This is a genomic window from Aeromonas sp. MR16 (genome assembly GCF_022549315.1).
In the GTDB taxonomy this organism is placed as follows: Bacteria; Pseudomonadota; Gammaproteobacteria; order Enterobacterales; family Aeromonadaceae; genus Aeromonas; species Aeromonas aquatica.
Window position 1 is genome coordinate 1 of sequence record NZ_JAKZFK010000053.1, and the last position, 13,217, is coordinate 13,217.

At 58.8% G+C, this 13,217-nt stretch carries 9 protein-coding genes; 2 read left to right on the plus strand and 7 right to left on the minus strand.

Translation table 11 applies throughout. The features are described from left to right. Positions 1–208: 208 nt before the first annotated feature. Together mltA and MM194_RS21385 are read right to left on the minus strand one after the other, a co-directional pair. On the minus strand, positions 209–1,360 hold the full coding sequence (gene mltA, locus MM194_RS21380) for a murein transglycosylase A (RefSeq protein WP_241344910.1): 1,152 nt from the start codon (positions 1,358–1,360) through the stop codon (positions 209–211). A 313-nt stretch (positions 1,361–1,673) separates the two neighbouring features. Next, positions 1,674–2,231 (minus strand): hypothetical protein, encoded by a 558-nt coding sequence (locus tag MM194_RS21385; RefSeq protein ID WP_241344911.1) that lies wholly within the window; start codon positions 2,229–2,231, stop codon positions 1,674–1,676. A 214-nt stretch (positions 2,232–2,445) separates the two neighbouring features. On the opposite strand from MM194_RS21385, the gene MM194_RS21390 reads away from it, so the two are divergent. Next, positions 2,446–2,742 carry a DUF1289 domain-containing protein gene (locus tag MM194_RS21390; RefSeq protein WP_241344913.1) on the plus strand — a complete coding sequence of 99 codons (297 nt, stop codon included), beginning with the start codon at positions 2,446–2,448 and terminating at the stop codon, positions 2,740–2,742. A gap of 162 nt (positions 2,743–2,904) precedes the next feature. On the opposite strand, the gene lamB is transcribed toward MM194_RS21390, so the two are convergent. The 5 genes from lamB to MM194_RS21415 form a co-directional block, all read right to left on the minus strand. Next, positions 2,905–4,185, minus strand: coding sequence for a maltoporin LamB (lamB, locus tag MM194_RS21395; RefSeq protein ID WP_241344915.1), 1,281 nt, complete (start codon positions 4,183–4,185; stop codon positions 2,905–2,907). 75 nt (positions 4,186–4,260) lie between these two features. Continuing rightward, complete coding sequence (locus tag MM194_RS21400; RefSeq protein ID WP_241344917.1) at positions 4,261–5,466, minus strand: MFS transporter; 1,206 nt, start codon at positions 5,464–5,466, stop codon at positions 4,261–4,263. Positions 5,467–5,539: 73 nt separating this feature from the next. Continuing rightward, positions 5,540–8,185: a glycoside hydrolase family 38 C-terminal domain-containing protein gene (locus tag MM194_RS21405; RefSeq protein ID WP_241344919.1), complete on the minus strand. Its 2,646-nt coding sequence runs from the start codon at positions 8,183–8,185 to the stop codon at positions 5,540–5,542. 62 nt (positions 8,186–8,247) lie between these two features. Beyond that, complete coding sequence (locus MM194_RS21410; RefSeq protein WP_241344921.1) at positions 8,248–9,951, minus strand: PTS transporter subunit EIIC; 1,704 nt, start codon at positions 9,949–9,951, stop codon at positions 8,248–8,250. A 113-nt stretch (positions 9,952–10,064) separates the two neighbouring features. Next, entirely contained in the window at positions 10,065–11,813 is a 1,749-nt protein-coding gene (locus tag MM194_RS21415; protein ID WP_241344923.1) for a class I mannose-6-phosphate isomerase, read from the minus strand. A gap of 224 nt (positions 11,814–12,037) precedes the next feature. Here MM194_RS21415 and MM194_RS21420 point away from each other — a divergent pair, with 224 nt between their 5' ends. Further along, positions 12,038–13,048 carry a LacI family DNA-binding transcriptional regulator gene (locus tag MM194_RS21420; RefSeq protein WP_241344924.1) on the plus strand — a complete coding sequence of 337 codons (1,011 nt, stop codon included), beginning with the start codon at positions 12,038–12,040 and terminating at the stop codon, positions 13,046–13,048. Positions 13,049–13,217 lie beyond the last annotated feature (169 nt).

A 13,217-nucleotide genomic window follows, 5' to 3' on the forward strand; every position in this document is an offset into this window, starting at 1 on the left:
CAATCTGCTCGACCACGGCTAATTTAAAAGTCAGCGAGTAATCGCGCTGTGTCCGTTTCACACCTTGTCCCATCGGGTTCTCCATTTATTGGGGGAAAGGTGTAAACCATATTCAGGACGGGACACCGTCCACAAAAAAGCCGCCGGATTGCTCCGGCGGCTTTTTTATTGCTCACTGCGCATTGCTGGACTAGGCCAGCGCATGGCGTCAGATCCAGGGGGCGGCGGTCGGCCCGTGGTGCAGACCCAGCTTCCAGACCCGGCCGAAGTGCTTGTAGTGGCCAGCGGCTATCCCGGCCTTCTCGCCCATGCCGTGGTAGAGATCGAGATGCCCCTTCTTGACCGCCCCGCCCACATCCAGCGCGATCAACAGGCGCAACTGGTGCTTGCCGGTCCAATTGCCGGCTTTATCGAGCAGCGGTACCTCCGCGAGTATGGGTGTCCCCATCGGCAGCAGGCTCTTGTCGGCCGCCACCGCTGCCATGGGCAGCAACGGAATGCCGGCGGCGCCGATCACGTCGTTGGTGGGACGACGCTCGAAGAACACATAGGAGGGGTTCTGCTCCACCAGCTCCATGACGTTCTCTTCCGGCTGACGGTTGGCCCAGTCCTTGATGGCCTGCATGGACATCTGCGCCTTGGGCACCTCCCCTCTGTCGATCAGCACCCGGCCGATACTCACGTAGCCGTGGCCGTTCTTGCCGCTGTAGCCCAGGTACTGCAGCCTGTCGTCATCCCCGTAGTGCACGAAGCCCGAGCCCTGCACATCCATCAGGAAGTTGTCGATGAGGGACTTGCTGTAGCCGAGCTCCAGCCCCCGGTTGGCCAGCGCCCCCTGGTGGATCTGGGCCCGGCTCGGGCAGCGGCCCGCGCAGTTGGGCATGGCGTAGAGGGGATATTTGTACTTGGCATCCGGCTGGCGACGCACCTCCAGCACCGGCGAGTAGTAACCGGTGAACAGCACGTTGCCCATGCGATCGGCGCCGCCGAGCTGGGCCAGGCTGATACCGTACTGGGTGATCCGGTCCGGATTACCGCCCCCCGCCACCCAGCGGGAGAGCTGGTGATAGAGCTCGCCGTAGCGGCGGGTCATCTTGCCGGAACGCTCCAGCACCAGCCGGCTCTGGGGGCCAAATTTGCTGAAGTCCGACGCCTGGCGGCTGTTGACACGCTCGACCCGCACCAGATCATCTGGCAGGGCACCGTCCAGATACTGCTTGCCCAGATTGACCGGCACCTCGCAGTTCAGAAAGCATCCGGATCCTGTCTTCTTCGGGGGCACCTTGGCGGGTTCAGGGTTGCCCGCACAACCGGCCAGCCCGACCACGGCGGCGGCCAACCAGTACGCGTGTTTATTCATATGTCCTCATCTAACCGTAAAGCGCTAACATCATGAAAATGATGATAAATATAATCAGAGACAGTAACAGGCAGCCAGTTGGCGCCGTTTGTTCACCCACACCGGCAGGACGGCCATTCCCGCAGCGCCTCGGCAGGCGGCGCTATCATACAAAAACAAAGGCCCTCTTGGCCCCATAAATTGCATCATCTGACCGGTTTGCGGAGCATTTAGCCCTAGCCTCCATCCTATAGCCTTGCGGCGACCAGATTCTGGCGGCCAAACAGTGGGTCTGGTGGGTGCCGGACGTGGTTCCACGCCCGGCATGAGGAGCTCAGTGAGTGTATGGGAGGGAGGAGTGGTGCAGAACGATGCGCACCTTGCCATCGTCCCCCTTGCGAAATCCCCAGGTCTTGTCGACATCGACCTCCTTGTTGTCACGATCGACGAGGTGCACTGTGCCCATGGTCAGCCCCATGTTGCCGTTGATGTAGACGGCCGCGTTGTCATAGCGATAGCTCTTCCAGTTCTTGAGGGCAAAGCCGGTATCGGCCGGATAGGCCGGATCGTGGCCGATGAAATAGGCCAGCGCCCCCGCCTTGGTCAGGCGAAAGGTCTGCTCCCCGCTCGCCAGGGTGGGCTTGAACAGCACGGGCCCATTGGCATAGCCATAGGCGCTGTCGAGCACCTGAGTGGCCGTGCTCCTGGCTTTCTCTACCCCCCCCGCCCGATAGTCATCGCTGATCTGGATCAGGGCCGTGCCCCAGCCATCCTGCGCCACCTTTATTTCAGCTTCGGTGATGTTGTGATTGACGATCTCGGTGGCACCGAGCACGCCGCTGGCCGCGAGCAGTATCAGGACGAGGCCGGCTTTCTTGCTAAAGCGTTTCATAGGATCATGACTCCAGAGGGTGGTGGAACTGCATCTCGAAGCTTAGATGACCGCCATCAGGAATCGAGTGCCCCCTCGGCGCGGGCCGTCCGGAACCTCTGCTCCCTACAGCGGCAGCTATGTTAGCCAGATTGATCGCGCCCATCCCCCCACGGCTTTTTCCAAAACCGGGCAACTGGGTTATAACAGGGTGACAAGATGTGAGAGGTCATGGATGGAACAGCTCGAGATCTTCCCGCTGCAGAGCCCCTGTATCGGGGTGTGCGAAGTGAACAACAAGGGCTACTGCAAGGGCTGCCTGCGTAATCGGGAGGAGCGTTTCAACTGGCTTGTCATGACCCATACCGAGCAGCAGGAGGTGATGCGGCTGTGTCGGGGTCGCAAGGCCAGGGTCGAGGCGGCGCGGCGCAAGGCGCGAGAAGCCGCAGAGGCCGAGTCACAGGGAGGACAGGCGGAGCTCGCGCTCCTTCCCGATCAGGACGAACAGGGCACGTTCATTCAACCGAGGTGACGGTTGAATGCCACATCAACATTATCTACCCGCTACCATCCAGCCGAGTCGCAGAGCATAGTTTCGACTCTTCACGCCCTCAAAAACACCGTGGCGGCTCACGCAGAGTGGCCGCCACAATATCGTCCTTTCAATCAGCTCAGGATGGCGTTATCTCCCTGATTACCACCAGACCTCGGCCTGAGCACCTATGGTCCAGGTGTCGTCCTGCGTCTCACCAGCGGCATCCGGGCGGAATTCATCATCCTGCTGCAGATAGCTGGCGAAGACCCGGATCTCAGGGCGAGCCCACCAGTCGTTGCTGGGAGCCCAGGCCTGGGACAGCGTGATCTTGGATCCATCCTCCTCCTCACGCTGACGGCCCTTCTCCACCCAGCGGTCCTTGAAGTAGCCGAGCTCGAGGTAGGTCTTCATGTGCTGGTTCCAGCTATAGGAGGGCCGAATGACGGTGGAGAACACCTCCTTCTCATCGTATTCGGTGGTGACGCGGCTGTCGTTATTGAAGTCGCTGAGGTCATTGGCCTTCGCGTAGACGATCTGATGACCCAGCTCAAAACCACCGCCCAGCTTGATGGCGCCATGGTTCAGCACCCGGAAACCGCTGCCCCCGCCGGAGCTCATCTCCAGCCCACTGCCGCTGCCGTTGCCGTAGTTGGTGGCCTGGCCGGTCAGCCCATCGCTGAAGTACTGCACCGCCGTCTTGTTCACCCCGCCCATCACATTCCATACCACCTGCGCCGTGAGCATCTGCCCATTGGCAACCTCATCGAGGCTCTCTTTCTGGCTGTCGGAGGCATTCACGTGGGCGAAGTTATACCCCATCTCCAGCGTGGCATACTGCCACACCGGAATGCCGGCATAACGGATATCGAAGGTATTCACATTGACGTGCTCGTCGCCCTCGTCATCCCCATCGCTGTCCACCTCGTCCCAGGGATCATTGCGGATGATGGCGAGGGAGAGTTTGCCGGGGCCCAGATCGATCTGCTCCACCCCGACCCCGGCGCCGGAAATGTCCCAGTACGCGAAATCGGTGAGGTGCACATCGTGGATCTGATAGTAACGTTTACCGGCCCAGAGCGTTTCGTTTCGGCCAAACAGATTCGTCGCCTTCACATTGGCCTGGCGCAGCGCAAACTCGGCCTCCTCGTCGGTGGCCGCCTCCCAGTCACGCTCCTGCCCCGATGACATGGTCAGCATGGTATCGAAGGAGAAGGTTTTATTATCCTGATTATATACTTCCTGACCCAGGCTCATTTCGGCATAGGTATCCGCCTCATTACCAAGACGCCCTACCCGCTGTTTATTCATGGTCTGCATGTCACCATTATCTGAGGTGCCAAGACCAGAACGAAGATAGCCATGAAAGTCTATCGCCAACACAGAGGAAGAGATCATGCAGGCGGCGACGGCGGTCGCCACCTTTAATTTTTTAACGCGCATAGGTACATCCTTCTTATGATAAAAAGTCAATCTGAATGGTGTATTACTCTTACTTATTAAAAAGCCAAAGGCGGCTCAAAAATGATGTCGTTGTTTAACCGTGTAAATAAACAGATAGAGATAGCTCAGCATGGGGATGGCGAAGCCATAAATAACCCCCGACATATCAGACAGCAGCGCCTGAATGGAGGGAATAACGGCACCACCCAGGCCGGCCATGATCAATACCGCCGAGGCGATAGGGATCAGCCGCTTTGGAATATTATTGATAACCAATGAGTAGATGACCGGATAGATCACCGAGTTGGTCAAACCGATCAGCAGCAATAAATAACCGCTGTATTGATTGGACAACAGCATGCTCATCAAAATAAGGCTCGCCGGAATACTGGTGCAAACCACCATCAAATAGGTCAGATTGACCCGGCTCGCCACGCAGCCATACAGCAGGCGGCCGATCATGGCGCCGGCCCAGTACAGGGAGATCAAGGCGGCGGCCTCTTTTATCGACAGATTGCCCAGGCTCGGCTCCGTCAGATAGATGACGGTGTTGACCGCCACCGCCACTTCGGCGCCGACGTAACAAAAGATGGCCAGTGCGCTCAGAGAGAAGAACTTGTTGCCGAAGAGTGCCCTGATATTCTCCGCAAAATCAGACTTATCCTCCCCGCTGATCTCGACATCGGGCAGCCGTGTCAGCCGGCTCAGCAGGATCAAGCCGAGGATGAACAGCAGCAGTACCCCATAGATGAGCGTCAGCCTGGCACTCTGCTCCTGCACAGAGAACTGGTAGAAGCCACCCAGGATAAAGGCGGCCGACAAGGGTGCCACTACGGTGCCGAAGGAGTTGATGGAGGAGGCGAGACTCAATCTGCCGGGCACCGAGGCAGCGGAGCCCAGCACGGCGAGATAAGGATTTGCCACCACCTGCATGGCCGCAACGGCCAGCGCAATAAACAGGACCCCGACACAGAGCAGACTGAAACTGTGGCTCTGGTAGGCGAACATGATGATCCCGCAGCCCAGGATCGCCAGCCAATAAGAACTCTTGAGTGCCTTCCTATAGCCAAATGCCGTCATGATCCACCCCATAGGGATCGATGCCAAAAAGGGGGCACAAAAAAATATCAATGAAATAAAACTGGAGCTGGTATTGGTTAATGAATAATGTTCCTTGATATAGGGAACCGATACAGATGTCAGTGCCGTTATCACACCCCAGAAAAAGAATGTGGCATTCAATATGAACAGCGGTGCAACCTTGCTGGTTTTGTTTTGCATGTTGTCTTCGGATCAGAATATAAAATGAGTGAGGCACGTTAGGGAGAGGAGGCTTGGCCTCCTCTCCCTATTATTAGCTGATCACATAGCTATTAAGCTGACCTGATTTCAGCGTGACGATATTCTCAGTTGTGGTCCGCCCCAGCAAATTGGCGGAGGAAACCACCTTCATGCCGATATCGGAGCGCAGTTCCCCTACCTGGATGACACCGTCTCCGCTGTTATACAGTCGCAGTAAATAACCACCTTCTCTATTTTTCAGCAGGGTGCTGAATACCGCCTCCGTCCCCATCAGTTCACCCAGGCTGAATTGATTGGGCACCTTGAAATCCAATGGATTGGTGTGGAAGTAGCTGATATTGAATTCGCCGGTACGCGACAGCGACTGCTCATGATAATAACCATTCGACTTGGCGAAATTGACATAGCGGCGCCGGATCTGATTGGCCTGATAGCGCTCACCCATGTGCAGCGCCAAATGGAATGTCAGCGGTTTCAGCAGCTGGCTATCCGGGGTGGCGATGATCTTTTCTGCCAAGCCACTGGCGCGGCCGGGACGACGCGACAAGTCCGGCAGACCGAAGTGACCACAACTGCGGAACAGGGTAATCGCCAGGCGATCGAAGTCGGCCCCGACCACCTGGTACTCCTTGCAACCCTGGGTGAACACAGATGCATAATGCGCGTCCCCGATCAGGGAGACATGGTTCAGCAAGGGCTCAGTGGTGGTCGGCTCCTCGACGAAGCCCTTCTCGCGCCAGTCGGCCAATTCCGCGGGCTGAGTGTCACGGGCCACTTCGAAGAAGGGCGTCCCCGCGCGGGAGAAGCGACTCGCAATCTGGCTGTTGACCAGCAGGCGCAGGCGATGATTCTTGCTCCTGTTGTCGACCGAGAGGGTCAGCTCGATGAGATCGGCATCCTGCTTCAGCACCAGCTCGAGCACGAAGGGCAACGCCTGCTCGGCGCATCCCTTCGCCCGGCTCTCGAGGCCATGGGGCACACGCCACTCCCCGGTCAGGGTCATCACCTCGGAATGGGCATGCCGCACCACCCGCACATCGGCCTGCTCGAGACCCAGCGCGATGCACCAGTCATGCTCTGGCGGGCAATGATCGTAGTTGTCGCCGGCATCCCCATCATTCTCGAAGCTGAGGATCTCGGTGAAGGTCTGGTTGAGGCGGCTGTCGGTCAGGTTGAGCACGCCGTCTTTCATCTCCAGCTTGTAGCAGGCATTCTCGATCGCCGTCCCGCTGAGCGCACTGGGCAGGGTGCGGCAGCAAGAGCCGAGGCTGTCGTCAACCTCCAGCACCTTGTAGCCAAGGGCCGGCAGGCTGATCGCGACCTCTATCTCGGTGAGGTAATGGTATTTGGCCGGATCATGCAGGCTCTCATCCTTGCGCCAGATGCCGCCATAATCCCGCTCCTGCGCGATCACGCTGTAGGCGACCTGCTCACCCTCATACCAGAGGCTGAACTCTTCCTGCTTCGTGAAGACACGATATCTGGCGACCAGCTCGCTGCGCTCAGGCAGGGTGTTGACCAGGATCAGGGGAGAACGGCCGGCCTGGATGTCGCAGCTCAGCGCGAGCTTGCGCAGCAGGTAGACATGGGTGCTCTCGGCCAGCTCGTGGGCCATCTTCAGCCGCTCGAAGATGCGGGCGTTCGTTCTGTCGGTGTTGGTGCAGACGCTATGGGTCTGGGCACGGGCCAGCAGACGCCAGATCTCGTCGACAAGCCCCTGCTCCCAGGGCAGCCCGAGCTTGTCGGCCATGGCCATCAGGGGCTGCACATTGTAGGTCATCAGGCGCTCTATCTTGTCTTGCAACTGCTTGATGTCGTAGCGCACCGAGTTGATCGACTTGTGCACGCGGGAATATTGGGTATCGAGGAACTCGCCGTAATACACAGGGAGCTTGTCGCCGCACACCGCCTGCAACCGCTCGAAGTATTTCTCGAAGGTCGTCTCGACGAAGTGATATTCGTCAGACTCGTCGTTGTATTGCGCCAGCTTCTCCTTGAAATCCGGCCGGATCGGCGTCTGATCGTTGCCCATGGTCAGCAAGAACTCATCGAAGGGCGACTTGTTGGCGATCAATTCGAGCGGCGTCATGGTATTGGTCTTGCACTCGGATGCCAGCTCCTTGGACAGCAGCTTGCCGCTGAAGAAGGGGTCATAAGACCAGCCATAACCATCGATCAGCACGTTGGTGATGACGCGACTCTCCCCCGGGCCTTCCCAGAAGAATTCGGTCGGCAACTTGTGCTTGTCGCCCATGCCACGACGGAATGAGAACTTGGTGATCCCGACGCCATTGAAGATTTGCGGGAAATCCACCGGATGACCGAAGCTGTCCGGCAGATAGGAGACCATGGAAGAGCCGCCCAGGGCATTCGCATACTCGATGCCCAGCCGCAGGTTGTTGATCATGGCCTCGCCACTCACGGCGAACGTCTCGGTCTGGGTGTGCCATGGCCCGATGAACAGCCGCTGTGCCTTGATCAACGCCTCCAGCCTGCCGCGATCCTCCGGGCAGACGGCGAGGTAATCCTCGACGATGGCCGTCTGACCATCCAGCAGGAAGTGGTCCACCGCCCCCTCCTCCAGCATCTTGATCGTCTCGCGCATGTGGTAGACGAGTTGAACCTGAGATTCACGATCGGTGAAATACCATTCATTATCCCAGTGGGTCTGATATACAACGTGGCCAAGTTTCTTCATTTTCATATTACCGATGATAAGTGTTATTAAGAGGGAAGCTCGACTTCCCTCCTGCAATATATTCAGGCCTGTTCGGCGATATAATCTTCCAGCTTCGTTTTGAGTCTATCGACGCTGGCACCATATATTGCCTGCACGCCCCCTTCGAGGACGACCACGTCCATGGCACCCAATTTCATCCAGACCCGCTTTTCCCCGTTGACCAATTTGTGGTCCTTGACCTCCACCCGCAGCCGGGTGAAGCAATTACCCACCGAGATGATATTGTCCAGCCCACCCAGGGCCTCCACTATCTTGGCGAATTTGGAATCATCGCTGCTGACGATATTGCTGAGCAGGCTCTCTTTCTGCGGCTCTTCGTCTGCTTCCGTATCAGGTTCACGCCCAAAGACGGTGATATCAAACTTCATCACGCAATAACGGAATACCGCCGCATAGATGCCGGTAATACCGAGACCGACGGCAAACCAGAGCGCCAACTCCCACCAGCGACCCAGTACCACGCCGACCTGCAGGATGCCGGAGGCCACCACGTTGACCAGGCCGAACAGCTTCCAGGTGAAGACCGGCTCCCCCATGATGGAGCTGAGCAGGTCAGGGATCATGGCGAAGGTCGAGAGCAGCAGCACGTGCACCACATAGAGGATCGGGGAGACCAGCACGAACATGAATTCCAGCGGCTCAGCGAAGCCGGTGAAGATGACGGCGGCCGTGGTGCTGATATAGAGCGCCTGTACCTTCTTGGTCCGCCTCTCCTTGGGGATAGCGAAGAACATGCCGAGCGCGGCGCCGGGCAGGGCAAACAGGCCGGTGATGTCCTGGGCATAGAACATGTTGCACATGTTCGGCTTGTTGAACACGTCCATGGCCATCGCCTGCTGGCCCTGGTTGACCAGGTTGACGATTTCGTCGAGCCGAGCCGGGCACACCTGGGCGATGCCGATCAGGTTCACCTGCTGCAGCGTGGAGTAGAGGGTGCCGCCCACCGGGGTATATTCGAAGACGTAGTTGGTGATGTGGTGCATGCCGATCGTGCGCAGTCCTACTTCCAGGAAGGTCTTGAAGAAGGGGGCGACAAAGGAGCCCGAATGTTCGACCGCACGGGCGATGTGCTCGAGGCCGATACCGATCAGGGGCCACACAAACAGGATCACCAGGGCCAGGATCAGCGCGTAGAAGAAGGTCATCAACACGGTGAAGCGCTGGCCATTGAAGAAGTCCAGCCAGATGGGAAGCCGATCGAAGCCCTTGTACTTCTCCCACAGCTGGGCGGCCAGGGCACCGACTATGATGGCGCCTATGACCCCGACGCGCATCGTCACTATGCCAAAGACGTTCTCAAACAGGTTGTAATATTCCGGGTTCTTCTCTGGCGAGAGCAGATCCGTCACTAACTTAATATCGGTGAGTCCCTTGAACTGGCTGAAATAGACCAGGGACAACTCGCCCAATATCTTATGAAAGGTCAGGAAAAACAGGCCGGCGATGACAATCGCACCCGCCTGTTTCTCTTTGGTCAAGGCCGCCGCCACACAGAGGGCGAAGAAGAATGGCAAATTACCAAGCACGACCCAGCCGGCCAGGTTCATATATTTTCCAATAAATGAAAATGCCACGCCGATGACCGGAATGCCGCCCAATAAGGACTCATTCATGCCGACGGAGCCAATAGCAATCATCATCGCTGCGAAGGGCAGCACGAAGGTAGCCGCAAATAACATCGACTTGGCGAAGAATTGCAGTTTACTCAACAAAGCTTTATTCATCGTTGTTCCTAATTTGCTAAGTGAGAGCGAAATACGTTATCTGCCATGTAGGGTACGAATGGCAGATAACCTCATCTGATTGTTATTTAATAAATAATTGACTGTTTCAGGGCTCAGCCTCTGACGTAGGCCTTGATGGTGGCTATGGTCTGGCCTTCACTCTCGCCGCTCGGACGGATCCGGTAGCGCCCCACCGAGGCCGGGATGATGAAGGTCTCGGCGTAGTGCACCACGAAGGGCTCGAATGCCTGATCCGGACTCTCCACCGTGGCCTCGCGCCCCTCCACCAGGTTCAGCACCTGGACTGTGCCCTGGGTGTGGTGCTCAACCGGCACGCTGAACCAGTGACGGCGAGTCTCGATAAACTCGCGCTCGTGCAGACCGGTGCGCTCCTCGCGCCAGCCCGCCCCCTCCCCCAGCGGCTCGATGCGGTTGACCAAGTTCTTCTCCACCCAGTCGGTGTCGCGATCCCACTGGATCACCTGGCGACCATGCTCGAGGTGGATGGGGCGCGGGATGCCGTCCAGCCCGACCCGTCCCCAGTCCCACAGCTTGAAGGTGAAGATGTAGGGGGTGGCGCTGATCTCCAGCACCATGGCGCCGGAGCCGGAACAGTGCACCGTACCGGCCGGGATCAGGAAGTGGTCGTGCTTCTTGGCCGGGAAGCTGTTGACGAAGCGCTGGTCATCGAAGGGCTTGTCGCCCCGCTCGGCGGCGGCGAGATCCCCCAGCATCTCATCCGGATCTATCCCCGTCCTGGTCCCCAGATAGACGCAGGCATCGGGCGCGGCATCCAGCAGGTAGTAGCTCTCGTCCTGGGTGTAGTGCATGCCGAACTCCTGCTGGATGTATTCGGTCAGCGGATGCACCTGCAGGCTGAGGTGCTGGCCACCCATGGTGTCGAGGAAATCGAAGCGGATCGGGAACTCGGCGCCGAAGCGGGCGTGCACCTGCTCGCCGAGCAGGGCCCGCGGCTCGCGGAGTACCAGGTTTTGCGAGGGGATCTCCACCCGGACCGAGCCAAAGCGCAGGTAGAGGCTATTTTCCTCGGGTACGCAGTCAAAACACCAGGCGTAATTGACCTGCTCTGGATCGAGATCACAGACTTCTTTCATCCACTGGCCGCCCCAGACACCGGGATCGAAGAAGGGAACCAGTCGCAGCGGCTGATGGGCCGCCTGGTGCAGGGCGCCACGCAGCGCCTCCCCCTCCACCATGGCCGGGTTGGCCTTGTCGTTGGTGTCGAGCAGGAAGTCGATAGCGGGCAGTTGGGCCAGCTTGTGGCGATCGAACACCCGCCACTCGATGAAGAAGGCCCGCTTGTAGCGGCGCAGTATGTCCTCATCCAGGTTGTCGACGCCCCAGTTGCCAATCTCCTTGCGCCGCAGGCGTTGCTGGATCTCCCAGCGCGCCAGATCCGCATAGACCCGTACATCCCCCTGACAGACCAGCGAGGCGCCGCCCCCCAGCACCACGATCAACCCCTCCTGCACCGCCGCCACCTCGGCTTGCAGGGCCGCCAGCTTGGCGGGATCGAAGAATTCACTCAGCTTGTGCGGCGCCAGGACCCCAAACACCCGATCCTCGGTGATGAAACGCTCCAACATGGCAAAAATCTGGGGTTCGGGCAACCGGGCCTGCTCGACCTCGATCAGATGCAGCGCGCCAAACGACTCGGTGAGCCAGCCCTTGATCTGCGCCAGATCCACCCCGTGGTAGCTGTCGATCACCAGGACTCGCCGACCGCTCTCACCGACCGCCTCGCGAAGTCGCCGGGCTATGCTCGCCCAGCCCTGACAGGCGGCGTCATCGAACCCCTGCACCTTCACTTCGGGGAACTTGTCATAATTGGGCAACCCCATCGTCTTCATCTTCGCTTTACCTCTCATGCTGTGATGGGACGAAAGATAAATCGATTAACCAATAAAACCTATCTGGTAAACAAGGTTAACCTCACAGCATTCGATCGCCGCAGCCAAAATGAAATCAAAACGAGAGGTTAATCTCAATTAAGCATCTTCATTTGACACGTGATGGGTTAATCGATATACCTGCGCCATCGAATCACGACCGACGAAGTGACCCAATGAGTAATGTGACCGTAGCCGACATCGCCCGCCACCTTGGCATCTCCACCGCCACCGTCTCCATGACCCTGCGCAACAAGGGACGGATCTCCGAGCAGACCCGGCAGCGGGTGCTCAAGGCGATCGACGAGCTGGGCTATGTCTACAACCAGACCGCCGCCAACCTGCGCAACAAGAGCAGCAACCTGGTCGGCCTGCTGCTGCACGACATCACCAACCCCTTCTATGCCGAGATGACGGTGGGCCTCAGCCGGGAGATGGAGGCCCATGATCTGATGCTGTTTCTCGCCAACAGCGAGGAGTCGGCCGAGCGCCAGCAGCGGTTCATGGACTCCCTGCAGCGCAACAACGCCGCCGGCATGGTGATCTGCACCGCCCAGCCGACCCCCCACAACTTCTTCGACAGCCTGCTGCGGCGCCGGATCCCCACCATACTGGTCGTGCGCCAGGTGCCGGATGCCGCCTTCGACTTCGTCGGCACCGACAACTTCCTCGGCAGCCAGCTGGCGACCGAGCATCTGCTGCGGCTCGGCCATCGCCACATCGCCTTCATCGGCGGGCAGGCCTCCTCCATCAGCCGCTCCCAACGGCTGGGGGGCTACATGAGCAAGCTGATCGAGCACGGCATCGCCCCCAACCAGGCCTGGATCCTCCCCTGCGGCGCCAGCCGCATCGAGGGCACCCAGACCATGACGGCCCTGCTGGAACAACACCCTGAGGTGACGGCGGCGGTCTGCTATCAGGACGTGGTGGCACTCGGCGCCATGCTGGCGCTGCGCAAACGGGAACGGATAATAGGGCGGGACTTCGCCCTGGTGGGCTTTGACGATATTCCGGAGACGGCGCTGGTCGAGCCCGCCCTCACCACCGTCTCGGTGGCCGCCCAGGAGATTGGCCGCAAGGCCGGCGAGCTGCTGCTCGAGCGCATCGCCGGCAACGATGAACCGGCCAAGAGCCTGATCCTGCCGCCCACCCTGGTGGTGCGCCAATCCTGCGGCAGCCAGGCCTGACGACCCGAAAACCCACACCCTGGCCAGGGAACTGCTCTGCCATGTCTAGTCCTGAAATAGGTTTACACATTTTCGTCTAGCTTCACGTGACTCAGAACCCCCGATGCACCGCATCGGGGGTTCTGTATTTCAATGCCAAGTGAGGTCGCTCCAGGTTGTAAATATCCAC